Below are 24,942 nucleotides of genomic sequence, written 5' to 3'. Positions count from 1 at the left end.
ATCGGGTCATGCCGCCGGGCTGACTATCAGATCGGTCTATCAGATCGGCGTGTTCATGAGTTCACGCACGCGGGCGGCCAGTGTCTCGATGCCGAAAGGCTTGATGAGCACATGCATGCCAGGCTCGAGCTGCCCGGCACCGATCGCCGCCCCCTCCGCGTAGCCGGTGATGAACAATGTCCGCAGGCCCGGACGCACCAGGCGCGCAGCGTCTGCCATCTGGCGTCCGTTCATGCCACCGGGCAGGCCTACATCGGTGACGAGCATGTCGATGCGCATGTCGGAGCGAAGCAGATTCAGGCCACTGGCACTGTCCGTCGCTTCCAAGAGGGTGTAGCCGAGTTCAGCCAGGACCTCGGTCACCAGCATGCGCACCGTGGGTTCATCATCGACGACCAGAATTGTTTCGCCGATGCCCGCTGTCGAGGCCGCGGCATCTGGTTCGTACAGCTCATTTACGCTGGGCGTTCCGTGGTAGCGGGGGAGGTAGATGGACAGCGTGGTCCCTTGTCCGACCACCGAGGCGATACGAACCTGCCCCCCGGATTGCTTGGCGAAACCATAAATCATCGAGAGGCCCAGGCCAGTGCCCTGACCGATGGGTTTGGTGGTGAAGAAGGGGTCGAAAGCCTTCGCCACGACGTTGGCTGGCATGCCCGTTCCGGTGTCGGTCACGCTGAGGGTCAGGTATTCGCCCTCGGGGACCTCCAGCAGCGGTGCTTCCGCTGTTCCCACGAACTGACAGCGGGTTTCGATGGTAATGCTGCCGCCGTCCTGCATGGCGTCCCGCGAGTTAATACACAGATTCAGCAACGCATTTTCCAGCTGGCTCGCATCGACCAGTGCCACGCAGCTGTCCGGCGAGCCAACGGTCTGCACGCTGATGCTGGGGCCCACGGTGCGCTGGATCAGCTCGGTCATGCCCTCGACAAGGCTGTTGATCTCGGTGGGCCGGGGATCCAGGGTTTGCTGGCGGGAGAACGCCAGTAATCGGTGGGTCAGGGCAGCCGCCCGTTTGGTCGCGCCCTGGGCCGTCGTCAGGTAGCGGTCGACATCCGTCAGACGACCTTGAGCAAACCGCGCACTCAACAACTCCAGCGAGCCCGAGATGCCCGCGAGCAAGTTATTAAAGTCATGGGCAAGCCCGCCCGTGAGTTGCCCCACGGCTTCCATTTTCTGTGACTGGCGCAGCTTTTCCTCGGTCTGCATCAACGCGGCGGTGCGTTCCGCCACGCGCTGTTCCAGGGTCTCATTGAGGGTACGCAGGGCCGCGGTTGCCAGGTCGCGCTGGGCTTCGACCGAACGCCGCTCCTCGACGTCGATCAGCACGCCCGGAAAGCTGAGGGGAACACCGTCCTCGCTGAAGTTGACGCGCCCGTTTGCCTCGATCCAGTAGTATTTGCCGTCCGCCCGACGGACCCGGTATTGATGGGCGTAGGCGCCGCCGCGACGGATGGCCTCGTCGATTGCCGTCATCAGGCCCGCCCGGTCTTCCGGATGCACGGTCGCCACCACTTGCTCAAGGCTGAGGCCTTCGTAACCCAGCATCGGGTCGAGGCCGAAGGCCCGGGCGAACGCTTCATCGACGGTGAAACTGTTGCTGGGCAAGTCCCAGTGCCAGGTGCCGAAAATGGCCCCGGCGGCCAGGGCCAGCTGCACCCGCTCGACGTTCGCGCGGGCGATGGCTTCGCTCTGGCGCAGACGCTCCTCGGCATCACGCCGCCCCGTCACGTCGTTGAAGATGATCGCAATCTGACATTCGGCGGGATCGCCAACGGGGACGGCGCGCACGTCAAACCAGCGCTGGAAGGCTTTGGCGTAGCTTTCGAAGGTGGCCGGCACGCGGGTTTTGGCAACCCGTCCGTAGGTATCGAACCAGAATTGTTCCAGGTCCGGGGCAAACTCCCGGACCCATTTCCCGCGCAGGTTGACCCCGGCCTCACGTTCGAAGGCCGGGTTGGCTTCGAGGAAGCAATAGTCGATCGGGTAGTCATTGGCATCGAACTTGACCTGAACGATGGCAAAGGCGGCTTCGACCGTTTCCAGAATCGTCCTGAAACGCTCCTCGCTCTGCCGCAGTGCAGCCTCGGTGTCACGAATCGGCGTGAGGTCGAGCATGGCGCCGATCATGCGCACCGCGTTGCCTTGAACGTCGCGGATGACGTGGCCACGGTCGAGGACCTGAGCGTAGGTGCCGTCCACCCGGCGAAACCGATACTCCTCACTCCAGCCGGTCTGCCCGCCGTCGATCACGTCATGGATCGAGGTGACGATGCGCTGCCTGTCATCGGGGTGAATCTGCGCAATCCACCAGTCGCCGGTCATTTCGACCGTGGCGATCGGATGCCCGTAGACCCGTTCCAGGGCGTCGTTCCACAGGACATGGTTTTCCTTGAGGTCCCAGTCCCAGATCGCATCGTTGGTGGCTTTTACCGCGAGGCGGTAGCGGACCTGAGCGTCTTCGATCGCTTGCTCGGCAACCTCTTCGGCGGCGCGCTCGGCCGTGTGGTCGAGCGAGCCGGCGACATCGTTCGGTCGTGTGCCGGTGCACAGACTGTTCAGCCTCATGACTTCACTTTTCTTCAACGCCGACCGCAACTGCATGACTTCAGCCTCGAGGGCTTCCCGGGTCAAATGCTTCAAGTTTCCACCTGCAAACGTAACGTTATGACCTGAGGTCGGAGGTGCGCCATGCTCCCTCCGGGACTGCGCCAGCCGGCTGATCCAGCACGTATCGGCGGCCAGCGTTTTACGCTGCTTGCTGGCAGAATGCAATTTGGCTTCCAGAAAAGACTCGGGCGGCAAGATAAAGGTTCCGGCGCCGGGAATGATTCGCCAGGTCGGTATGGAGTATTTGTAGTTGGAGGCTGAGCTTTTAGTTTGCTGACAGCTGCGCATCGCCTGCGTCCCACCCGCCGCCCAGCGCCCGGAAGGTCGCGACGGCAGCGCGGGCGTCGTTGGCGTTGAGCTGGGCCATTTGATCCCGGGCGCGGAGCAGTTCGCTGTCTTCGTCGAGGACTTCGATCAGGCTCACCGCGCCGCCTTGATAGGCTTCACTCGCCGCCTGGCGGGCGGCCTGGCGAGCGGAGATCTCCAGCGCCAGATCCTGCCGCTGGCTTTCCAGCTGAACCAGTGTCACCACCGCGTTCTCGACGTCTTCGCTGGCGCGCAGCATCGACTGCCGGTATTCGGCCAGGGCCTGGGCATTCGCGCCTCTGGCCTGGGCGACCTCGGCATCGACGCGGCCGAAATCAAACAGCCGCCAGTGCAAACCGAGCATGGCCTGGGGCTGAAACGCCTGATCGGTCAGCAGCGAGCCGCCGTGCAAGCTGTTGAAACCCAGCAGCCCGCCGAGGGACAGCTTCGGATAGAACTCGGCCGTGGCCTGGCCGATGCGTTCATTGCTGGCGGCCAGTCGGCGTTCTGCAGCGATCACGTCCGGGCGCCGACGCAGCATTTCGCTGGGGGCGATGTTGGCCGGGATCTGCGGCACGTGATAGCGGTCGTCCTGAGGCGTGTTGCCGGCCAGGTCCCGTGCATAAGTGCCAGGAGCGGCCCCCATCAGCACATCGAGGCGGTTCAATTGCACGGCGAGTTCGGTGCGCAGGGGTGGCATCGTGGTTTTTGCCTGCTGCAATACCGCTCGCGCCTGGGACGCTTCGCGCTGGGTGCCAATGCCTTGACCGAGGCGCTTGTCGACCAGACCGAGCAGGTCGGTCTGGATGCCGATCTGTTGCTCGGCCACGCGAATCCGCTGCTGAGCGCCACGGATGCGCAGGTAGGCATCCGCCGCTTCCGCTGCCACCGACACTCTCACACCGGCCTGGCTGGCCTGCGCCGCCTGGGCATCTTCCAGCGCCGCGCGTTCACCGCGCTTCAGGCCGCCGGCGAGGTCCAGCTCCCAACTTGCGCCGGCGCTGATCGTGCTCAGGGTCTGGCTACGGTCGTAGCCGGGCTGATGACTGGCCAGCTGACCCTCGGGGCTTTCCAGCGATTGACGCTGCCGCACGACCTGGCCGTCCAGGCTGCCCTGGGGCAAACGGATCGCGCCGGCCTGCGCCGCCACGGCCTGGGCTTGATCGACCCGGGCCATGGCTGCGGCGAGGTCAAGATTTTGCGCCAGCACCGTCTGGATCAGCCGCGTCAGCTGCGGGTCGTCGAAGCCCAGCCACCATTTTTCCAGCGCCGGCGCCGGGCGGCTGCCGTCGCGATGCTGCAAGGCATCCTGGGCCATGAACTGCGCCGCTGCCTGATCGTCGGGCCGCTGATACTCAGGGCCGACGGTGCAACCGGTCTGCACCAGGGCCAGTGCAAGGGTAAGCGCCGCGAGGGGGAAACGCATGAGGGGGAGCAGGGTTTTCATCGAAATATCCTCGAATGTCATCAATGGGCGTCGGCCGAAGGCTGCTGCGGCGGCTTGACCTTGTGCATCAACGGCACCATCAGCGTGGCGACGACGAAGCAGGCCATGATCATCAGAAAAGCGTCGGCGTAGGTCAGGGTTTGTGCTTCCCGCCAGGTCAGCGCCCACAGTTGCCGCAGCGCCACCTGACTGGCGTCGAGGCTGTTCTGTCCGAGGGTCTGCGCGCTGCCGGTCAACTGTTCGAGCCAGGTGTTCATTGGCTCGTTGCGGGTGTTGAGGTTCTCCGCCAGACGCAGGAAGTGCAGGTTGCTGCGGTCATTGAGCACGGTGGCGCAGGCGGCAATGCCAATGGCGCCGCCGAGGTTGCGCATCAGGTTGAACAACCCGGACGCCAGCTTGAGCCGGTCGGGCGCCAGCGCACCGAGTGTCAGCGTGACCACCGGCGGCACCGCCATCTGCTGGGCAAAGCCGCGAATGGCCTGGGGCAGCAACAGCTCTTTGGCACCCCAGTCATGGGTGATCGGTGAGAAGTCCCACATCGACAGGGCGAACAGCGCCAGGCCGAACATCAGGATCCAGCGCAAATCGACGCGGTTGGCGAGCAGGCCGTAGACCGGGATCGCCAGCAGCTGGAAGATCCCCGTGGAGAACACCGCCAGGCCGATGTCGAGGGAGCCGTAGCCGCGCACTCGGCCGAGAAAAAGCGGGGTCAGGTAAATCGTCGCGAATATGCCGATGCCGGTGATGAACGAAAACAGGCAGCCGAGGGCGAAGTTACGGTCTTTCAGGGCGCGCAGATCCACGATCGGCTCTTTGATCTCCAGGCAGCGCCAGATGAACAGGCCGCCGCTGACCGCCGCGATCCATGCTGTGGTGGAAATGGTGCTGTCGCTGAACCAGTTCCAGCGCGGGCCTTCTTCCAGGGTGTATTCGAGGCAGCCGAGGAACACCGCCATCAGCGCCATGCCGATGTAGTCCGCGCCCTTCAGCAAGCTCGGGTTGGGCCGGTCAACCTTGACCAGCATGGGCACGGCGAAGGTGACAAACAGGCCAGGCACCAAGTTGATGTAGAACAGCCAGTGCCAGGAGGAAACATCGGTGATCCAGCCGCCAACGGCCGGGCCCAGTGTCGGCGCCAGCGAGGCGATGGCGCCGATGGTCGATGCCGCGATAACGCGCTGCTTGCCGGTGAAATACATGAAGGCGGTGGTGAACACCAGCGGGATCATCGAGCCGCCGAGAAACCCTTGCAAGGCACGAAAGGCGATCATGCTCTGGATGTTCCAGGCCAGGGCGCAGAGCAGGCTGGTCAGGGTGAAACCCGCGGCCGACACGGCGAACAGCCAGCGTGTGCTCATCACCCGCGACAGCCAGCCGGACATGGGGATGACGATGATTTCGGCAATCAGGTAAGCGGTCTGCACCCAGGCGGTGTCATCGGCGCCGGCGGAGAGGCCGCCGCCGATGTCCTTGAGGGACGCGGAGACAATCTGGATATCGATCAGCGCGATGAACATGCCAACACACATGGTGGCAAACGCGGCAACCTTTTGCGACGTGCTCAGGGTTGGCATCGGCGAGTTCATGGCTGCACCGCCACGGCAACGTCCTTGTGCTCGGGCGATTCGGCGGTGTCGATTTTCGCGACCACCGACAGGCCCGGACGCAGGGCCCCGAAGCGTGCGTCGGCGCCGTCGAGGCGAATCCGCACCGGCACTCGCTGGACGATCTTGGTGAAGTTGCCCGTGGCGTTTTCCGCTGGCAGCACACTGAACTGCGCGCCGGTCGCGGGGGCCAGGCTTTCGATGTGGCCGTGGAATTCGCGGCCCGGGAGGATATCCGCGCGAACGCTGACGCTTTGGCCCACTTGCATGCGCGCCAGTTGGTCTTCCTTGAAGTTGGCATCGATCCACAATCCCTGGGCGGGGACCACCGAGATCAGTTGGCTGCCGGCGGCGGCATAGGCGCCGAGCCGGGCGCGGCGATTGCCGACATAACCGTCCACCGGTGCGCGCAATTCGGTGTAACCGATATTCAACTGGGCCTGATCACGCTCGGCCTGGGCTTGTTGCAGTGCCGCACGGGCCTGGCCGCGCTGGCTCTCGATCACGTCCAGCTGCCGGCGAGCGCCCAGCAGGCCGGCTTCGGCACGGGCGTGGTCGGCGCGGGCCGTCTTCCAGGTGGCGTCGACCCGTTGCGCGCTCTCGACAGAGACCGCCTGGGTGCGCACCAGATTCTGATAGCGGGTGTGGTCGTCGCTGGCCCGCTGTGTTTCCGCGTCGGCGGCGTCCAGTTGCGCTTTGGCCTGGTTGATCATCGCCTGTTGCAGCTGCTCGGTCGCATCCAGGTTGACCAGCGTCGCTCGCTGCGCCGCCACCGCACCGTCGGCCTTGGCCAGCGCCGCCTGATAGTCCCTGACGTCAATCCGCGCCAGCAGATCCCCGGCCTTGACGAACTGGTTGTCCTGCACCGCGACTTCGCTGATGTAGCCCGGCACTTTGGCGCTGATGACCGTGGTGTCGGCGCCGACGTATGCATCATCGGTGTCTTCGATAAATCGCCCGGTCAGCCACCAATGGCTGGCGTAACCCAGCGCGCCGATCACGGCGATGGCCAGCAGGCCGAGGCGCAGGACCTTCTTGCGCCGGGAGGCAGCGGGTGGTTTGCCGGTGGGCGAGGTTTCGGAAGCGTTTGTTGGACTGGCACTGGGACTAGTAGCGGCGTGCGGTGCAGACGTGGTGTGGGTGTCCATGGCGAAAGGACCTCGTGGGAATCAGTTAGGGAAGGGGCTGATCAGTGCGTCGTTGTCGCGGTAGGCCTGACCGGCGCGTACACGCCATTGGGTCAACGCGTCGGCATCGGGGCTGATGTGCACGCGGTGGCCGTCGCGGGTGATGCGCTTGCCGGTGTTGGCGTCGATCAGTGCCAGGTCTACCGGTTGGCCGGTTTCCTGATCAGCGAGATAAACCTTGTCGCCGGTGTTGGAGTGGCGGGCGCCCCAGGCCATCAAGGTGAGAATCACCTGACGCAGATCACGGCCGGCCTCGGTCAGGTGGTACTCGTGGCGCGGCGGGTTGTCCTGATAAGGGCGACGTTCCAGCAGGTCGTGGGCGACCAGATCATTGAGGCGGCGAGTGAGGGTGTTGGAGGCGATGCCGAGGCTGTTGATGAAGTCGTCGAAGCGGCGCAGGCCGTAAAAGGCATCGCGCAGAATCAGCATGCTCCAGCCGTCGCCGATGTGTTCCAGGGCGTTGGCAACGGGGCAGGGCATGGGCTGGAAGGTGGCGCGTTTCATGGATTTCTCCGGTCCGGTTATGCTGAATGATGCCCATAATATTACACAGTGAATTTCATAATGAAAGTGACTGCGGGAAATGAACGACGCCGGTGGTCGGGTGGGTGTTTTTCGGGAGGAGGGGCGATCAGCGCACCGTCGTTATGGACGGTGCGCCAAGTGCGTTTAAACCGGATTACGCGTTGCTGGCGGCGCGCTGTTCCAGCTCGGCGAGCTTCGGATGCGGCGCACGTTCATGCACGTGGCTGTGGGCGGTGCGGTCGATGACCAGGCTGAGGATCTCCGGACGGCTGTAATGCCCGCGGCCGTCCATCTGGCGTTTGCGCTTGTCGATCTCCCAGAGGTCCAGGTCGGCGATCACTTCACCTTCGCCTTCGGTCAGTGAGCCGATGATTTCCCCCTGGGGGTCGATGATCGCGGTGAAGCAACCGCCGGAAATGGGGTCGATCGAGGTGCCGGTGTCGGCCATGATCTGCGCCTGCTGTTCCGGGTACAGCCAGGCGGTGGAGTTGACCACGAAGCAGGCCGATTCCAGGGCGTGCATGCGGATGCTGACTTCCATCTGCCGGGTGAACAGGTCGCCGGCGAACGAGCCGGGGTACATCGACGCGTGAATCTGCTCGCCATCCTCGATCAGCGCATAGCGGGCCAGAGGGTTGTAGTGCTCCCAGCAGGCCAGTTGGCCGATTCGTCCGACTGCGCTGTCCACGGCGCGCAAGCCGGAGCCGTCGCCCATGCCCCAGATCATGCGCTCGTGATAAGTCGGCGAAATCTTGCGACGGGCCTGGATCAGGGTGCCGTCAGCGTCGAACAGCAATTGCGTGTTGTACAGCGTGCTGCCGTCGCGTTCGTTGACCCCGATCGAGACCACCATGTTGGCCTGTCTGGCCGCTTTGCCGATGTCGTCGGTGGCCGCCGAAGGAACGGTGACGGCCTGGTCGAGCAACTTGTAATGCTCGGCGCCCATTTCGAACGGCGTCTGCACGAAGGAGAAGTAGGGGTAGTACGGCACGATGGTTTCCGGGAACACAGCGAACTGAACGCCTTTTTCACCGAGTTCGAGAATCTTCTGCACCACCTTTGCGACGGTGCCTTCTCGGCTGTAGAGCACGGGGGCAATTTGTACGGCGGCGGCTTTGACGATGGTCATGGGGCTTTCCTCACAGGAGTTGGGTTTCAGTGAGGTCAGATTACAGGCGACATCCCATGGGCGTAGGTCGTGGTTGCCACCTTTTCGGTCATGTCAGCTCAGTTGTGGATGAGGGCGGGTGAAGCTCGACGGCGGCAGGCCGTACGCACGGATGAAGGCGCGACGCATGCGCTCGCGATCACCAAAGCCGGTCTCGGTGGCGACGACGTCGATGGAGCTGTGGCCGTTTTCCATCATCAATCGGGCGGCTTCGACGCGCAGGTTTTCCACGGCCTTGGCGGGGGATCTGCCGGTTTGGGCAAGGAAAATCCGGCTGAACTGCCGGGGGCTGAGATGGGCGACGTAGGCCAGTTGCTCCACGGAAAGCTCGGTCTTCAAATGCTGTCGCGCGTAGGTCAGCGCGGCTTGAATTCTGTCGGTTTTCGGGTCGAGGTCCTGCATGACCGAGAACTGCGACTGGCCGCCGGCGCGCCGGTGATAGACCACCAGATGCCGGGACACCCGACGGGTGATTTCGCTGCCCAGATCGTTTTCCACCAACGCCAGGGCCAGATCGATGCAGGCGCTCATGCCGGCGGCGGTCCACACCGGCCCGTCGTTGATGAAGATTCGGTCCTCGTCCACCTGGATGTCGGGATACAGGCGCTGCAAGTCCGGTGCGTGGGCCCAGTGGGTGGTCACTCGGCGCCCGGCGAGTAGGCCGGCTTCGGCCAATGCCGCGGAGCCGGTGCAGATCGAACCGACCCGACGGGTCAGCGGACTGGCCTCGCGCATGTACTGGATCAATCCGGGGGACGCCGGCCTGACCACGTTGTCGCCGAGGATCAACAGCGTGTCGAAGCGGCGTTGGTCAAAGGGCTCGGTGTCGACGCCGAAGCCTGCGGATGACTGCACCAGCCCGCCGGTTTCGGACAGCAGTTTGACGGCATACACCTCGCGCTCGGCCATCAGGTTGGCCACTTCAAAGGTGGCGGACATGGACAACCCCAGCACCTGAAAGCCCGGGTAGAGGATCAATCCCACGGTCTGCATGACGTTTGCCCTGATCAACGGAACGGTGGCCTGCAAGACCTGCAGGCTGCTTCATCAGGGTTGTACGCTAAACACACCTCCGCGCCAACGAAAACGGCGTCCCTTGTGAGGACGCCGTCGGCAGTCAAACAGCAGCCGCTTCAGTGACCCGCGGGCGCCAGCAGCAGCGACAGCGGTGACAAGGGGCCCACGGGAATGAACTCGAAGGAAATAAGACCGGCCCGGTCCAGCGGCATCCTGGCGAAAATCGCTTTGGCCTCCTCGACGCTGGTCATGTTCAGGACGAAGACCACCCCCAGTTTGTCGTTGCGCACGTTCCACTGCTCGATCTTGCCGTCCAGGTGCAGCTGCACGGTTTCACGGACTTCCTGGGGCAGCACGGCGCCGATCGCGTCCTGGGTCGAGCCGGGTGTAATCGTGCCGATGGCGATGATTTTCGTGGTGGGCACCATGGGCAGCGGGGCCGCCTGGGAGGTGCCGGTCAAGCTGAGTGACAAGGCGCTGGCAAGCAGCAGTCGGCGAAAGATCAGCTTCATAAGATGTGCTCGGTGCGGTGGGCGAAGAGGTTCACGTTGTAGAGCGCAACAGCGCAGGAGGCACGACCACGTCGACCTTGCCGGTGTCGACGTCGTAGACCATCCCGGTCACCAGAAAACCGCCGGGCAGCTGCGTGTTGGCCTTGAGCGCGGCGACGTCGATGGCGACTGCTGCGTAGGGATCGGCGATGGCGAGTGCGTCGAGGTCCGCTATCTCGACGCCGAGGTTCTTCGCCAGCAACGCCGGTGCGTGGGTCAGGCACGGCGTGATGCCGCAGTCGGTGTGGTGCAGGACGATCAGGTTCCAGCCGGGGCCGATTTCCTTGCCTTCGGCGGCCGCAACGGTGCGCACGATCGCCATGTTCTGCAACATCGCCGGGTTGATGCGGCCGCCCACGTTGCGGATCACCGCAGCCTCGCCTGGCTTGAGGCCCAGCACATCGGCGGGGTCCACGCGGGGGTCGACGCAGCCGATAATCACGGTCTTCATCGACGGCATGATCTGCAACTGCGCGTCGAAACCGGTGCTGGCGAACAGGGCATTGCGTTGGGTGAGGTCATCAATAACGGTCATGGGGAAGTCCTTGATCAGCAATGGGTTCAGGCAGACGCCAGCATTTTTTGCGCAACGAGCGCGGGCTCATCAATCATCAGCCAGTGGCCGGCGTCGACGAAGCTAACGGATGCACGGGGCAGATGACGTTTGAAGTCGTCGGCCATACCAGTGGTGAGATAGGGGTCGTCATTGCCCCAGAGGATGCTCACGGGGACATCGAGTTTTTTCAGGTCGGCCAGGCGCGCCGTGTTGCGCCCGATTTCGGCAAACAGATCGGCTGCCAGCTGCACAAAAGCGCGGGCCGAACTCGGTGGCTGCATGAAGCTGTTGATCACAATCGGCCCGAGCACGGCGGCGCTGTGGGCCTGGTGACGTTCGCTGAGGCTGGCCTGGAATCTTCCGAACTGAAAGTTCAGCAAAAAGCCCATCTGCTCGGGGCTCTGGATGATCTCGGCAGCCAGCGCGGCGAGGCCGGGCTGGGCAAACAGCTCGATCAGTTCCGGCAGGCGCGCGGCGGGGGTGGCGCCGTACAGCGTGTTCAGCAGGCACAAGCCATGAACGTTCTCGGGATGCTCCAACGCGAAATTGATCGCGGCAGGGCCTGCGGCATCGTGGGCAACCGGGACGATTTTGCCCAGCTGGAGGCCCTCGACCACCGCCTGCAAATCGCCCAATTGCTGCCTGAAGCTGTAAACCGCGCCGTCGTGTTTGTCCGAAGCACCAAAGCCCAGAAAATCAAAGGTCACCACGCTACGGCCAGCGAGGGTCAGGTGAGGCACCAGACCGTCGTAGATGTGCAGGTTGTCGGGAAAGCCGTGCATCAACACAAAAGCCGGCCCGGTGCCTGGGTAGTGCCGCGCATACAGCCGACCGCCCTCGCGGGCAATCCAGTGTTCGGTGTAGGGCGTGGCCAGGGGCTGGTCAGAAATGCTCATCAGAAATCCTCACGGTTAAAGGTGCAGCCGAGCATGGCCGGGGCCTGTCGAGGCCCGCGTTCATCGATCAACGCAGCGACTACGGGTGGGGCACCCCGGGGTTGGCCGGTGCCGATGTGAGACAGGATGCGGCTCTTGGATGATGGTCACAATGTCATTGATCCCACCTTTTCGGACACAGCTTTCACGGGCGTCGCGGGAGCAGTGGCCTCCGCGAATTTCCTTCTCCATCCATTGCTCCTGCCTGCCCCGGCGCGCTTCGATGGCCTCCTGGCAATGGGGTTTTCTGGGGATTTCGACCGCCGCGCCACGCCCCCGCGTACCCTCGTAGGACCGGCTTTAGCCGGGAACGCGTTGGGCGTCACGCTACAGACGGATGACATGCACACTGGCCTCTTCCCGGCTAAAGCCGGTCCTACGAAAAGCACCGCGTATAGCCGCCAGGACCGGTTTTGGCCGGCAAGGGGCGTCTGGCGCTAATCAGCCATCCGCCCCAGCACCAGCGCCATGAACGCCACCGACGCTGCGCTGTGGTAGTTGTTCTTGCGGCGCAGGAGCGATGCGCCGCGTTGGGGCGCCGTGTCGGTCAGCGGGAGGGTGTGCAGTCCGCGGTCTCGCGTGGCAATCGGCTCGGGGAGAAGGGTCGCCACCGGCGTGTGGCGGATCACCTCAAGCAGGGTGGCTACCGAGTTGACTTCGATCACCACCCTGGGCGTGATGCCCGCGCGGGCGAAATAGCTGTCGATGCAGGTCCGGGTCGCGAAGTCCGACGTCAGCAGCGCGAAATCCAGGTCCGCCACCTGAGCGGCGGTCAGCGGGCTCGGTGAGTCGTACAAGGGGTGATCCCGGCCCACCATCAACCCCAGGGTTTCGACAAATGCCGGGATGCACTCGATGTCGGGGTTGCGCACCTGATCGAACGCGATGGCGATGTCCAGCGAATCATCGGCCAGCCCCCGTTCGATGTCGCCCATGGACAGCTCGAAAATGTCCAGATGGATGTTCGGGAACCGCGCGGCGTAGTCACGCACCAGCGGGCCGACCAGATACGCCATGAACGTCGGGGTCATGGCCAGGCGCAGGCTGCCCCGGGACAGATCCTTGACGTCGTGCAACGCGCGCTTGCCCGCCGCCAGCTCCACCAGCACCCGCCGCGCGCATTCGATATACGCCAGGCCTGCGTCGGTGGGTTTGACCGTGCGAGAGGTGCGGTCGAAGAGGCTCACCCCGAGGCTCTCTTCGAGCTGGCGGATCTGCTGCGAAAGCGTCGGCTGCGAGACATGCAGCACCTCCGCTGCACGGGTGAAACCTCCGTGGTCGGCGACCGCCAACAGGTAACGCAGGTGTCGTAACAGCATGGGATTGATCACCAGGGGCAAGGACAGACCGGGTGAGTGTACGTCCCGCCTCGCCTCATGCGGCGGCATTTGCCTGGCGAGCGTGCACGGCGCAGGTCGAAGGGTGATCCAGCAACGACTTGAAGCTGCGGTTATCGGCGTCCAGGGCGTCGATCGAGCCAGTCTCGATGTCGTAGACCCAGCCGTGCAGATTCAACAGACCTCTGTCCTGAGCCAGGCGCACGCTGGGGTGGGTTTGCAGATTGGCCAGTTGCGCGATGACGTTTTCGCGCACCATCGAACCCACCTTTGCCGCTTCGCTGATGTGAACCCGCGACTCGTTGATGACCTTCGCCGAGGCCGCATGCTCCAGCCAGCCGGCCACGGCGGGCAGGTGATTCATGCAAGTGCACTTGGCGACCGCCGTCATCGCACCGCAATCGGAATGGCCGCAAATCACGATGTCAGTCACGCCCAACACGGCGACGGCGTATTCAACGGTGGCCGACACGCCGCCCGGGTGCGGACTGTACGACGGCACGATATTTCCGGCGTTGCGGATCACGAACAGCTCGCCGGGTTCCTGCTGAGTCAGCAGCTCCGGCACCACGCGGCTGTCCGAACAGGTGATGAACAGCGTGCCGGGATGCTGGGTCGTCGCCAGGTGCTTGAACAGATCAGTGCGCTGTGGGAACACTTCTTTCTGAAACTTCAAAAGACCGTCGATGAGTGCCTTCATGATGTATTCCTCTCTCCGTCATTGAACCTAAGTTGTGATCACTGAGTGCAACCGCTGCCCTTGAGTAGTTTGAAGCGGGCCCGCCGTTGCGGCGGGTCCACCTCTCAGCGCGGGTGCAACTTAGAACGGGCGCAGTGGGAGGAACTTGCCGTCCAGGGTAATCACCGCGCGATGGCCGCCTTCGGGGTCCTCAACTTTCTTCATGTCCAGTTTGAAGTTGATCGCGCTGATGATGCCGTCGCCGAATTGTTCGTGGACCAGCGCTTTGAGGGTGGTGCCATAGATCTGGATCATCTCGTAAAAGCGGTAGATGGTCGGGTCGGTAGGCACGCCGCCAAGGCTGCCGCGCAACGGGATGATCTGCAGGCGGGCAACGGCGTCGTCGTTCAGCTCAAGCTTCTCGCCAATCACTTTCGCCGCATCGGCCGGCAGCGGGTGCTGGCCCAGCAGCGCGGCGGTGACATAGGCCAGGCCCAGGCCGGTGCCGTCGGTCAGGTCCTGGAAGGACAGGTTCTTGCGCTGTTTGGCGTCGAGGATTTCGGCGGTGAGTGCGAGGCTGGTGTCGTTGTAGGCGTGGGACTGCGTCATGGTTTTCTCCTGGCGATGGTTGGACTTGCCGGTTGATGATGCTGATGTGGGTGGTGAGGCGTGGAGCAATCATCTTCCCATCCGCCGATAGCGTCCAAGACCGATAAACAATCCTTCGCATAACCGCTGCCTATAGATCCGCGCCAGCGTGGCCATTGGTCTCAGGCTCTGGCTCAATCCCCTCGAAATCGGCTGCCCATCGTGGTGCGAAAATGCTCGACCAGAAAAAATCCACGAACACCCGGGTTTTGGGCTCAAGGATGCATTCGGGCATTGAACGATGTGTTTTAAACGGCAATCGAGAATGCGCTTGACCTTGCCGCAATGGAAAGGTCTAGCGTGACGGCTTCGTCTCTACCCTCATCCAGGATGCTTCGTCATGAAAAAGATTGCCGCCGTTGTCAGCGTCATTGCTCTGCTTTCCGTAACCGCCGTCAGGGCCGACCAGACGGAGGACGTCAAACAGATGCATGAGGCCTACCAGCAATCGATGGGCGCCATGAAAGACGACATGCACCACGGCATGATGAGCGACGACCCCGATGTGGCGTTTGCCGCCGGCATGCTGCCGCACCACGAAGGCGCGGTGGAGATGGCGAAGAACGAGCTTAAATACGGCAAGGATCCGGAGATGCTGGAGCTGGCGCGCAAGATTGTGGCGGCGCAGGCGGCGGAAATTACGCAGATGAAGAATTGGCTGAAGGCGCATCCGGCTCAATAAAGCAACGAAGTAATACGCCCCTGATCAGGGGCGCAGACAGCGGGGGCAGGGCAAGGAGGTCGCTGCGTCGAGCGCGTCAATGGGTGATGTTCGATTCGATTTTCTTGCCCATGCTGATGCGCGGTTCGGTTGAGTACCCCGTAGACTCATAGAACGCCTGGACGCTTGCATTGGTGCTGACGATCTGCAGGTTGATTTTCATGCACCCCCGCACTGTCAGGGCGTGCTCTGCATGACGAACCAGCTGCATGCCTACGCCATTTCTGCGATGAGACGGGTGCACCGCCACCGCATACAGCCATCCACGATGACCGTCGTACCCGGCCAGGACGGTCCCCACCACCTCGGTGTTCGTCAGGGCAACAAAAAAGAGGCCGTCCGATACAGCCAGCTTTTTGTCGATGGCGAGGCCGGGCGTGTTATGGGCGGTTTCGTAGCCGAACACGGTGTCCCAGAGTTCGATCACGGCCTGGCGATGAAGCGTGTCCGAATAGTCAGTGATGGCAGCCATGGTGAGGCTCCTTATTCAGCGGACTGGGAGGTGAGACTTTCTACGCTGGCAACCGCCACCTTATCTTCCCGAAACCAGTGCCAGCCGACAGGCCAATCCCAGAAAGACCGCACCCAGTACTTGATTAAGGCGCTTGGCAATGCGGGCATTGGTCGCCAGCGTGTGCCCGATTTTACTGGCGAGGAGTATCACTGCGCCGTTCACCAGCAATCCGATGACGTTCAAAACCGTGGCGAATATCAGCATCTGCGCGACCAGCGAAGCTTTCGCCGGATCAACGAACTGCGGGAACAACGCCAACACGAACAGTGCCATTTTTGGGTTGAGCAGATTGGTCACGACTCCCTGCCGAAAGATACTCAGAAGGGGCGTGGCTGCGAGATCCGTATCTGCACGCAGCGGCGATGGGGCGCTGAACGCTTTCCAGGCGAGAAAAACCAGATAGGCAGCCCCCGCGAACCGCACCGCGTCGTAGGCAGCGGGGACATTGATCAACAATTGCGACAATCCGAGTGCGGCAGCCAGCGCGTGACAATAGGTGCCCACCTGAATGCCCGCCAGCGAAACGAAACCGGATGCTCTGCCCTGACTCATGCTTCGCGATGCAATCAACAGCATGTCCGGGCCCGGTGTCAGCGTAAGCGCCAGGCAGGCGCCAGCGAAAAGCAGCAATACTGAGAGATCGATCATCAAGTTCCTTCCCGAGGCAATACAAACGGCATGTGCAGGCACGCATGTTACCGGAAGGTGGCGCTGGCTGGAGGTCCCTTGCGGGATGACGCCACTCAGTGGCGCCACGAGCCATGGGGCAATTCAATGTGCCTTTCAGCCTTGGCCAGCGCGACTTTCAGCGCCTCCCGGTTTAATGGAATGCAGTAAGCGGGTTTGGCCCGTTCGAATCGCCAGCTTTCGTCGAGGTTACCGGCGTCTACCGCGTCAAATCCCACCTCGTCCAGCAGTTGTATGGCCAGCGCTTTCGCCGCAGGGTCATCGGCGGCCACCGGCAGTGCGCGTCGGTCGTGCGCCGTACCTGGCCGAGCATCCCGGATGAGGTCATCCGCCAGGATCGCATTGAACACCTTCACCACTGTGGCGCCAGGCAGATGCTCGGCAAGCAGCCGGCTGGTGGTGGTCTCACACCTGTCGAGCGCCGGGAAAAAGCCGTCCCGTTCGGGGTAGTAGTTATTGGCATCCAGCACCGTTTTACCGGCAAGCCATTTAGCTGAAAGGGTGGGGTAGTGCTTGAAGGGAATGGCGACCAGGACCACATCGCCAAAGGCAGCAGCGTCCTCAATCGTGCCGATCCGGACGCCGGGTATCTGGACGAGCAGGCCGTTCAGGGTCTGTGGGCCACGTGAATTGCTGAGCATGACTTCATGACCTGCGGCGATGACCCGTTGCGCCACTGCCTGGCCGATAAAGCCTGCCCCGATGATGCCGATGCGCATGTGATGACTCCTCTGGTGGGCTGGAAGCGGTCATGATGATTGCGAACCAGCCGCAGATAAATAATCATCAGGCACTTAGTCTCCCCACCCGGAGTGTTGAATCATGGATCGTCTCAGCAGCATGGAAGCCTTCGTCACGGCGGCGGAATGCGGCTCCTACGCCAAGGCGGCCGAACGCCTGGGGTTGTCGCCGCAAATGGTCGCCAAGCATGTCGCTGCGATCGAGCATCGACTCGGCGCACGACTGCTGAACCGCACCACGCGGCGCCAGAGCCTGACCGATCTGGGCCAGGCGTATCTGGAACGTTGCAAACACATCCTGAGTGAAGCGAAGGCGGCGGATTCCCTTGGGGAGATGATGAACGACACCCCGCGCGGCAAGCTGAAAATCAGCGCCCCCACCACCTTCGGCTCCTCTCGCCTCATGCCCTTCGTGACGGAATTTCTCCGGCAGCATCCCGAGATTGAAATCGATCTGCAATTGACCGATCGCTTGGTTGATCTGATGGAGGAGGGGGTCGATATCGCGTTCAGGATCGGCCCGCTGGACGTCTCCAGCCTGACCGCCCGGCCGCTGGCCCCTTATCAACTGGTCGCTTGCGCAGCACCTGGCTACCTGGCCGAACGCGGCGTGCCGCAATGTCCCCAGGACCTGAGCCAGCATGAGTGCCTGGGGTACGCCTGGTGGTCGCGGCCGACGGAACGCGAATGGGTTTTCTGCAAAGGGTCAACGGTGGAACGGGTTCAGGTGGCCAGTCGATTGAGGGTCAATGAGGTCCGTGCGCTGCTCTCTGCGGCGCTGGACGGTTTCGGCATTGTGCTCGGCCCTTGGGATTTCCTCGAGTCCGCGGTGCGCAGCGGCGCGCTGGTGCGAGTGTTGCCTGACTATGAGGCGCCGAGCCGGGCCATGCATATGCTCTACACCGGCAGCCGACAGCGAACGGCCAAGCTGCGCCGATTCATTGATGCGGCGCATGAGCGTTTTGGTTAAGCCTCAGCGGCGAGGACTCCCGAGGGTAGCCCACGGTCAGGCTTCAGGCGGGTCACCCGCTTCCATCGGCATGTCGATGCGCAGCCCGTCCCATACGCCCATCACATGAGTAATTGCGGCGTGAGTGCCGGACTACCCGGGTCAATCATCTTCCCGGCGCATGCCGCTGCGTCAGGTTTTGTTCACGCCGGGCGTGCGTCCTGTCCTTGGCGTGGTGCTGACCTGGATGCTCGCCCACAACATTCTCTACACCTACGTCGCGCCCTTCGTTTCCCTCGCCGGGCTGGGTCGCCATGTCGATCTGGTGCTGCTGGTGTTCGGCATTGCCGCGCTGGTCGGCATCTGGGTCGCAGGGCATCTGGGCGGTGTGCTGCTCGATCACTGGGGGACGGGCGCCTTTGCGTGGGTGATGTTGCTGGTGCTGCTGATCAGCATGGTGATTGCGTTCCGTGCGCGGGCCCATGGGTTTGTGCAGGGTGGAAGGGTTGGCGGGCAGATGGTTGCGGCTCATCAGGTGCACGCCGCTTAACCCGCTGACCGGGTGGCGGCTTTTCCATCGGGCAACGCCGGCTCGCGTACCAGCGTGATACTCAGCAGCGTCCCCGCGCCCAGGCAGAGCGCGATGCACGATAGCGCGATGATGAAGGCGTGAGTGATGGCTGGCGGGTCAGTGCGTCCATCGAGGAGGGTGTAGAACACCCCGCCAATCACTGCAACGCTCAGCGCTGTGCTGATTTGCAGCGTTGAGCTGGCGACGCCGGCGATCATGCCCGAATACACAGGCGCCACGCGGCCCGTCACCATGCGCATGAGGGTGGGAAGCCCGAGCCCCTGCCCGAAACCGATCATGAAGAGCAGGGCGGCAAGCAGTGCCGGCGCCGGGTACACGCCGGCCGGCGTCGCACTGAGCAGCCAGACCATGCCGATAAAGCCGGCCGACTCCAGGCCCATGCCCGTCGCATTGACGTACACACCGAGCGACCGTTTGCAGAGGGGCGCCATGAGCGGCCCGAGCAGAAATCCGGCGCCGAAGGGCAGAAACACCAGCCCCGCGCTCAGCGCAGAGGTCTCCAGTGCCCCTTGCAGATAGATCGAGAACAACAGGAAAAACGGCGCGATCGTGTAAAACAGCAGGGCAATGACCAGCGCGCGACCCAGCCCCGGGACGTTCAGCGCGTGGGGATCCAGCAGTGGCGAGCCGCCGGCAGCACTCAGCCGCGCTTCATAGCGCCAGAACACCCACGCCAGCAACGGCACTGCCGTCAGTGAACACCAGGCCCACAGCGGCCATCCTGCTTCTCGCCCCTTGATCAGCGGCACGATCAGCGCGGCCAGGGTCAGGATCGAAAGGGCCACGCCCCCCAGATCGAGTGTGTTCGGATTTCGCGCACGGATTTCCTTCAGCACAGGTAGGCCGAACAGCAAAATCAGCCCCGCAACCGGCAGGTTAACGAGGAAAATGACCCGCCAGCCCAGTCCGAACAGGTTCAGCGAAATCAGAATCCCGCCCAATGCCTGCCCGATGACCGACGCCAGCCCGAACACAGCACCGTACAGACTGAGCGCGAGGGGCTTTTCCGAATCCGGGAAGATGGCCTGCACCGATGCCAGTGCCTGCGGCGCCATCACTGCCGCGGTTATGCCCTGCAATGCGCGTCCGCCGACCAGCGACCACGGCGACCAGGCAAACCCGCACAGCAATGACGCCCCTGCGAACCCGGTCAGGCCGATGAAAAACACACGGCCGCGGCCATAGAGGTCGCCGAGCCGCCCACCGGTAATCAGTGTCACGGCGTACAGCCCGGCGTAGGCGGAAATGACCAGTTGCTCAGCGGAGACGCTGGCGCTCAAATCCTGCTTGATCGATGGCAATGCCACGTTGACGATAAAAAAATCCAGCGGTGGCAGAAACGCGCCGACCAGCAGGATCACAAACATCGCCCAGCGGCGCGGATCATGTGGCAGGGTATTATTGACGGACATAGGTGGACCTCCCTACGCAACCTTGGCGTTGCGATCGGATGAAAAAGGGGGCGATCAATAGAGGAGCGCATCGCCTTGGCAAGCTTGCGATGCGCTGTTGAGGCGAAGAGGTCTCAGACGCGCTCGAAGGCTTCGGAACCTGCAATCGGCGTCCAGTTGAGCAGCGGGGTCAGGAAGTGCAACTCGAAGCGGCGAGACGTGAATCGCCACTGTCCATCGCGACGCTCGAAGCGGTCGTGGTAAAGGCCGCTGACCTGGACCGGGCCTTTTTCCCGATCATGAAACAGGCAGTCCGCCGCGACGGTTGCCGAGGCCATTGCCCCCTGGATTTGAATCATGGGGTTGGACATCCAGTGATGCATGTGCGGCAACTTGATCCAGCTGGTGTGAGCCATGGCGACGATCTCTTCAAGGCTTCGCCCAGCGCCAAAATCCGGCAGATCCAGCGTGGCGTCGGGGTGCCAGAGGCTGCGCAGCAAGTCGATGTCCATCAGGTCAAAGGCGTTGGCGTAGCCGGAAATGAGCGACTCGATCGCCGCGCGGCTTTCCAGGGCTTCAAGCCGTGCAGCGAGCATTTCAATGTTCATGATGTTCCTCTCGGTAGCGCGTGGGTTGGGCCTCCACGCTGTGGACGTGCCCTGAGTGTTTTGCTGAGAAGCGCCATTGTGCGAGCCGTGCAGTTGCTTGGGGACTGCCATTGCTGCATCTTCGGCGTTCACTTTTGTACGAGGTACGCCATGGACTGGAATGACCTGCGCGTCTTTCTCGCCGTCGCCCGCAGCGGTTCACTGGGGGCCGCCGCAAAGTTGTTGGGCGTAAGCCATCCCACCGTGGGGCGTCGCCTGCATGTGCTGGAGCAGAGCAGTGGTGAAGTGTTCTTTCGCCGCACGGCGACCGGCCTGGTATTAACCGACAGCGGTGAGCGCATCTTCGAGCTAGCGCAGGAGATGGAGCACAGCGCGCTGACGATCGAGCGGCGCATCGCCGGCGAAAGCGAGCAATTCGAAGGCCTGCTGCGCATCTCGTCGGCGGACTGGTTTGCCGGCTATGTGCTCGGGCCTGTGCTGGCCGAACTGCTCCGGCGCCATCCCCTGATCGCGCCCGAACTGATCGCCGGACAACGGCTGTCCGACCTGACCCGCAGAGAGGCCGACATTGCGTTTCGGATCGTCCCGTTCACCGAGCCGGACATCGTCCAGCGTCGCTTGACCACCCTGAACTACGGTTTGTACGTGGGCGCACAGCAGCCATTCTCTCCGGATGCTGGCGGTGAAGGCGTCCGGTTAATCACCATGGACACCGCGCAATCCCATTACCCGGACGTCATCTGGCTGCGAGCGCTGTACCCGCAAGCCCGGGTCGTCTTTACCAGCAGCAGCCGCACGGTGCAGGCGCGCATGTGCGCCCTCGGGCTTGGCGTCTGCGTATTGCCGCGCGTCCTTGGAGATCAGGCCGCCGGGCTCAGGCTGCTGGACGCCGGCCAGGCCCCGCCCGGGCGGGATATCTGGATGGGCTATCACCACGACATGCGGCAAATGGACCGGCTTCGCGCATTCGCGGACCTTGCCGGGCAGATGATTGGCGAAGACTGACCCTGGGCGGTCTCAGGCATCAGTCTCCGGGCAATACCCGGACGTCAGTTACAACGCCTTCAGTCGCACAACGCCTGGCTGCGACGCATCGCAATCGGCCGCACCAGGCTCAGCAATCCTGCCAGCGCCATGGCCGCACCGACCCACAGCGGCGAACGCAGACCCAGGCCTGCATCGATCGTCACGCCGCCCGCCCAACTGCCGAATGCCAGCCCGGCGGTGATGACCGAGGTGTGCATGATGTTCACCAGCGCGCCGGGCTCGGCGGCTTTCATGACGCGCGCGACCATCGCGGGGTTCAGCGCCACGCCGGTCAGCCCGAGGGCGAGGAAGCACATCAGGTTCAGCCACAGATGATCCCCGGCCAGGGCGAAGCCCGACAATGCCAGCACCATGATCGCAAGACCCCAGCCGACGATCGCCATCATGTAGCGATCCGCCAGCCGGCCCACCACCCAGTTGCCCAGCACGTTGGCGACGCCATACAGCGCCAGCAGCGGGGCGACGAATTTCGGTGCCACGCCGACTTCTTGAATCAAGATGGGCGTGCAGTAGCTGAACGCGGCAAAGGTGGCGCCGATGATCAAGCCGCTGGTGAGGTACGCCGCCCAGAGGGGCGGATTCTTCATGTCCGCGACTTGTTGGCGCAGCGGCGGTTCGCTGCCATTGGCGCCTGCCGGCAGGCGCTTGCTCGCGAGCACCGTGCAGAGCATCGCCAGCACTACTACAAGCCAGGCGCTCGCACGCCAGCCGAAGTGTTGCTCGACCCACGTGGTCAGCGGCACGCCGACGACAGGGGACAGCATCAGCCCGGCGAGGACCACCGAAACCGCTCGACCGCGTCGTTCCGGGGTGACGAGGCCTGCGCACACCGTCATGCACAAACCGATGCAGACGGCACTGGAAATGCCCATGACCACGCGTGCAGCGGCGAGCACCAGATAACTTTGGGCGGCCGCTGCGACTGCGCCGGCCAGCACATAGCAGACGAGCAGCGCGATCAAAGAGCGTTTGTTGCTGACGCCTTTGGACAGCAGCAACACGGTCACAAGGGGGCCGCCGATGGCCATGCCTAAAGCGTAAAAGGCGATCAGGTTGCCGACTTGGGCGAGGCTGACCGAGAACGCGTCGGCCAGCGCGGGCATCATGCCGGCGACCATGAATTCGGCCGTCACCAGCGAGAAGATCGTCAGGCCCAGAAGGTAGACGGTGGACGGGAGTTTGCTGCGGCTGGACATGGGGTTCCTGAGGGGTAAAGAAGGCCGGCTACCCTAGGGATTGAGGCGGAGCAGGTCAACAGGCAATCAGCTAACTGCCCCGGGAAACCAGTGCCTGCTGCATCATTTCGAAGTCGGCGGCTGCCTGGTCAACCATTCATCGCGCGTCAACTCCCAGAGCTCTTGAACCATGGGACCGGAGACAAAGTGGCCGTCCCGGCGCTCGATCATGCGCATGCCCTCGCGTTCGGAGATCTTCCTCGATGCCTCGTTGCCCGCCGCTTTGGGCACCTGCATCACCGGGCGCTGCAGGGTTTCGAACCAGAAGGCATTGATCACTTCGCACGCCTCGCGCATATACCCCTGACCTCGCCATTGCGGCGCCAGCCAGAAACCCCGGTGGTTCTCGGGCTGATCGTGCAGGCTGATGCAGCCGATCATCCGCGCCGGCTCGGACGTCAGGCGTATCGTCCAGTGCCATTCGCGCCCGTCTGCCATGGCAGGAAGCGCGACGTCGCGGAGGTAGGTCAGCGCGCCGTCGTCGGGATAGGGCCATGGCACATGGCTGTCCAGATACCGGACCACGTCCCACTGGGGAAACAGCTGTTGAATCACGGGCGCGTCGGTTAGCCGCAGCGGGGCGAGTGTCAGCCGGGGAGTCTGGAGCGTGGGGCTTTCCATGCGGTTTTTTCCATGCAAGCAGTGCAGCGACATTGATGCCATATACAGTGGACAGAGAACAAGTGTCTCGAGACTGGCTCTCGGACTTTGTTGATCTTCGGCTTCTGGTATCTGCTGTTGCCCCACTGGCAACCACTGCGAAAGTCGATGCGAGCGTATGGCACGCGATCAGATCGAACTCCTGGGAATCAGTCCCGGTCAGAGCATGACGGATGCACCGTCACCCCTTATTCAATCAGCGGCACTCGTTTGCCAAAGGATCTGATCATGCTCGGAAAGAAATTCCTCCCTCATCTGCTGTTCACCGCAGTATGCGCAGTCAGCAGCTTCTCCTACGCTGCCGAACAGCCAAGCGTGACGATGGATCGCCCTGGCGCAGGGGTTAAGGAAATGAAGGAAGGCGACAACGTCCCTGATCAATACCAACGTCCCAGCCTGGCGCTTAAAGACTGGAAAGCACGTCACCTGAGCGCGCCGGACAAAAATCAACAGTGGGTGGAGATCAAGGGCCAGTACCTGTTGGTTGATATTCCGACGGGCACGATCAAACAGATGGTGTCCAAGGGTAAGGCGCATAAATAACGCCATTGGCTGAGACCCCATTCCTCAGCCAGCGATGATGACGTGACGTCTGACGCCTTCCCGGCTAAAGCCGGTCCTACATTCGGGTACGTAGCCAATCCCACTGGATGCACGCGGTGCTTTTTAGTGGGACCGGCTTTAGCCGGGAAGAAGCTCATCCGATGCCCTCAATGGTAAATTTCCATCAAGATAAAATTCATCCAGTTGAGGCGGTGGTATGCGGGTACCGGACAGCATGGCGTGAACCTGTCCACGGTGGTGAATCTGGTGCTGGAACAGATGTAGCAACAGGCAATCCACCCGTTCCGGAATAATGCCCGTCGCCCGTACTACACCCGCTCGTCGACCAAGCGCGTGCTCATCCAGACCTTCGCAATAGGTAACAAGTCGGCCGTCTGCCTCGGTTTGGAGCCGGACGATTTCCTGCAGCGAGAGATGCTCGGGCAGCTCCTTTCGTTGACCTTCGAGATCAAACGTCAGCGCGGCCAGGTAGAATTGATCGACATCCAGTATGTGCCGCAGCGTCAGCTCAATTGAGGAAAAAAAACCTGTTCGCGGCGCCAGGTATTCTTCATTGCTCAACCCCAGGCATGCCGAGAGCAGGCGCCGGTTCGACCATCGATTATTGTGTGCCTGCGCCAGATAGCTGTTCATCGGTAGGCCTTGGGTGGATAGCTGGAATGAA

The 24,942-nt window shown here is 62.8% G+C and carries 25 protein-coding genes and 1 pseudogene; 5 read left to right on the top strand and 21 right to left on the bottom strand.

Annotated features, from left to right (window positions below):
- Window positions 1-39: 39 nt before the first annotated feature.
- The 13 genes from AC07RO_RS16635 to cynS form a co-directional block, all read right to left on the bottom strand.
- The gene (locus AC07RO_RS16635) at window positions 40-2,604 is read right to left on the bottom strand and encodes a PAS domain-containing protein (protein WP_495086621.1); all 2,565 of its coding nucleotides are present in this window, start codon (window positions 2,602-2,604) and stop codon (window positions 40-42) included.
- Window positions 2,605-2,875: 271 nt separating this feature from the next.
- Window positions 2,876-4,363: an efflux transporter outer membrane subunit gene (locus AC07RO_RS16630; protein ID WP_346625716.1), complete on the bottom strand. Its 1,488-nt coding sequence runs from the start codon at window positions 4,361-4,363 to the stop codon at window positions 2,876-2,878.
- A 20-nt stretch (window positions 4,364-4,383) separates the two neighbouring features.
- Window positions 4,384-5,949: a DHA2 family efflux MFS transporter permease subunit gene (locus tag AC07RO_RS16625; RefSeq protein ID WP_346625717.1), complete on the bottom strand. Its 1,566-nt coding sequence runs from the start codon at window positions 5,947-5,949 to the stop codon at window positions 4,384-4,386.
- Window positions 5,946-7,115, bottom strand: a complete 1,170-nt coding sequence (locus AC07RO_RS16620) for an HlyD family secretion protein (RefSeq protein ID WP_495086591.1) — start codon at window positions 7,113-7,115, stop codon at window positions 5,946-5,948. Before AC07RO_RS16620 ends, AC07RO_RS16625 begins: the two co-directional genes overlap by 4 nt.
- A gap of 21 nt (window positions 7,116-7,136) precedes the next feature.
- Complete coding sequence (locus AC07RO_RS16615; protein WP_495086590.1) at window positions 7,137-7,658, bottom strand: winged helix-turn-helix transcriptional regulator; 522 nt, start codon at window positions 7,656-7,658, stop codon at window positions 7,137-7,139.
- Between the two features lie 175 nt (window positions 7,659-7,833).
- Window positions 7,834-8,808 (bottom strand): nitrilase-related carbon-nitrogen hydrolase, encoded by a 975-nt coding sequence (locus AC07RO_RS16610; protein ID WP_346625720.1) that lies wholly within the window; start codon window positions 8,806-8,808, stop codon window positions 7,834-7,836.
- Window positions 8,809-8,901: 93 nt separating this feature from the next.
- Window positions 8,902-9,840: a GlxA family transcriptional regulator gene (locus AC07RO_RS16605; RefSeq protein ID WP_346625721.1), complete on the bottom strand. Its 939-nt coding sequence runs from the start codon at window positions 9,838-9,840 to the stop codon at window positions 8,902-8,904.
- 140 nt (window positions 9,841-9,980) lie between these two features.
- Window positions 9,981-10,376: a hypothetical protein gene (locus tag AC07RO_RS16600; protein WP_346625722.1), complete on the bottom strand. Its 396-nt coding sequence runs from the start codon at window positions 10,374-10,376 to the stop codon at window positions 9,981-9,983.
- A 31-nt stretch (window positions 10,377-10,407) separates the two neighbouring features.
- Window positions 10,408-10,950, bottom strand: coding sequence for a carbonic anhydrase (locus AC07RO_RS16595; RefSeq protein WP_346625723.1), 543 nt, complete (start codon window positions 10,948-10,950; stop codon window positions 10,408-10,410).
- A 26-nt stretch (window positions 10,951-10,976) separates the two neighbouring features.
- The gene (locus tag AC07RO_RS16590; RefSeq protein WP_346625724.1) at window positions 10,977-11,867 is read right to left on the bottom strand and encodes an alpha/beta fold hydrolase; all 891 of its coding nucleotides are present in this window, start codon (window positions 11,865-11,867) and stop codon (window positions 10,977-10,979) included.
- 476 nt (window positions 11,868-12,343) lie between these two features.
- Window positions 12,344-13,225, bottom strand: coding sequence for a transcriptional regulator CynR (gene cynR, locus AC07RO_RS16585; RefSeq protein WP_495086589.1), 882 nt, complete (start codon window positions 13,223-13,225; stop codon window positions 12,344-12,346).
- A 55-nt stretch (window positions 13,226-13,280) separates the two neighbouring features.
- Complete coding sequence (locus tag AC07RO_RS16580; RefSeq protein WP_346625726.1) at window positions 13,281-13,943, bottom strand: carbonic anhydrase; 663 nt, start codon at window positions 13,941-13,943, stop codon at window positions 13,281-13,283.
- 120 nt (window positions 13,944-14,063) lie between these two features.
- Complete coding sequence (gene cynS / locus AC07RO_RS16575) at window positions 14,064-14,531, bottom strand: cyanase (RefSeq protein ID WP_192172533.1); 468 nt, start codon at window positions 14,529-14,531, stop codon at window positions 14,064-14,066.
- A 379-nt stretch (window positions 14,532-14,910) separates the two neighbouring features.
- Between cynS and copM the strand changes: the two genes are divergently transcribed.
- A complete protein-coding gene (gene copM / locus AC07RO_RS16570; protein WP_495086588.1) occupies window positions 14,911-15,252 on the top strand; it encodes a CopM family metallochaperone in 342 nt (113 codons plus the stop codon).
- Between the two features lie 76 nt (window positions 15,253-15,328).
- Here the strand turns inward: copM and AC07RO_RS16565 are convergent, their stop codons facing one another.
- From AC07RO_RS16565 to AC07RO_RS16555, 3 genes are all read right to left on the bottom strand, one after another.
- Window positions 15,329-15,763 (bottom strand): GNAT family acetyltransferase, encoded by a 435-nt coding sequence (locus tag AC07RO_RS16565; RefSeq protein WP_495086587.1) that lies wholly within the window; start codon window positions 15,761-15,763, stop codon window positions 15,329-15,331.
- A gap of 60 nt (window positions 15,764-15,823) precedes the next feature.
- Window positions 15,824-16,453, bottom strand: a complete 630-nt coding sequence (locus AC07RO_RS16560) for a LysE family translocator (protein WP_346629190.1) — start codon at window positions 16,451-16,453, stop codon at window positions 15,824-15,826.
- Between the two features lie 95 nt (window positions 16,454-16,548).
- Entirely contained in the window at window positions 16,549-17,211 is a 663-nt protein-coding gene (locus AC07RO_RS16555) for an NADPH-dependent F420 reductase (RefSeq protein ID WP_495086586.1), read from the bottom strand.
- Between the two features lie 103 nt (window positions 17,212-17,314).
- On the opposite strand from AC07RO_RS16555, the gene AC07RO_RS16550 reads away from it, so the two are divergent.
- Window positions 17,315-18,202 carry a LysR family transcriptional regulator gene (locus tag AC07RO_RS16550; protein WP_495086585.1) on the top strand — a complete coding sequence of 296 codons (888 nt, stop codon included), beginning with the start codon at window positions 17,315-17,317 and terminating at the stop codon, window positions 18,200-18,202.
- A gap of 124 nt (window positions 18,203-18,326) precedes the next feature.
- A pseudogene (locus AC07RO_RS16545) lies at window positions 18,327-18,731 on the top strand (MFS transporter); the annotation flags it as partial.
- Here the strand turns inward: AC07RO_RS16545 and AC07RO_RS16540 are convergent.
- Both AC07RO_RS16540 and AC07RO_RS16535 read right to left on the bottom strand, forming a co-directional pair.
- Complete coding sequence (locus tag AC07RO_RS16540; RefSeq protein WP_495086584.1) at window positions 18,728-20,185, bottom strand: MFS transporter; 1,458 nt, start codon at window positions 20,183-20,185, stop codon at window positions 18,728-18,730. The pseudogene AC07RO_RS16545 and the gene AC07RO_RS16540 overlap by 4 nt on opposite strands.
- A 113-nt stretch (window positions 20,186-20,298) precedes the next feature.
- A complete protein-coding gene (locus AC07RO_RS16535; RefSeq protein WP_495086583.1) occupies window positions 20,299-20,772 on the bottom strand; it encodes a nuclear transport factor 2 family protein in 474 nt (157 codons plus the stop codon).
- Window positions 20,773-20,922: 150 nt separating this feature from the next.
- On the opposite strand from AC07RO_RS16535, the gene AC07RO_RS16530 reads away from it, so the two are divergent.
- Complete coding sequence (locus AC07RO_RS16530) at window positions 20,923-21,777, top strand: LysR family transcriptional regulator (RefSeq protein ID WP_495086582.1); 855 nt, start codon at window positions 20,923-20,925, stop codon at window positions 21,775-21,777.
- Between the two features lie 59 nt (window positions 21,778-21,836).
- Here the strand turns inward: AC07RO_RS16530 and AC07RO_RS16525 are convergent, their stop codons facing one another.
- Together AC07RO_RS16525 and AC07RO_RS16520 are read right to left on the bottom strand one after the other, a co-directional pair.
- Window positions 21,837-23,015, bottom strand: a complete 1,179-nt coding sequence (locus AC07RO_RS16525; protein ID WP_495009442.1) for an MFS transporter — start codon at window positions 23,013-23,015, stop codon at window positions 21,837-21,839.
- 102 nt (window positions 23,016-23,117) lie between these two features.
- Window positions 23,118-23,675 carry a GNAT family N-acetyltransferase gene (locus tag AC07RO_RS16520; protein ID WP_495086581.1) on the bottom strand — a complete coding sequence of 186 codons (558 nt, stop codon included), beginning with the start codon at window positions 23,673-23,675 and terminating at the stop codon, window positions 23,118-23,120.
- Between the two features lie 267 nt (window positions 23,676-23,942).
- On the opposite strand from AC07RO_RS16520, the gene AC07RO_RS16515 reads away from it, so the two are divergent.
- Entirely contained in the window at window positions 23,943-24,257 is a 315-nt protein-coding gene (locus AC07RO_RS16515) for an RcnB family protein (protein WP_495086580.1), read from the top strand.
- 138 nt (window positions 24,258-24,395) lie between these two features.
- Here AC07RO_RS16515 and AC07RO_RS16510 read toward each other — a convergent pair whose 3' ends face one another.
- The gene (locus tag AC07RO_RS16510) at window positions 24,396-24,911 is read right to left on the bottom strand and encodes a DinB family protein (RefSeq protein WP_495086579.1); all 516 of its coding nucleotides are present in this window, start codon (window positions 24,909-24,911) and stop codon (window positions 24,396-24,398) included.
- Window positions 24,912-24,942: the final 31 nt, after the last annotated feature.

Source organism: Pseudomonas sp. GW821-FHT07F05 (genome assembly GCF_059418765.1).
The sequence above is the reverse complement of the archived record's forward strand: the minus strand, read 5'-3'. Positions and strand labels throughout refer to the sequence as shown.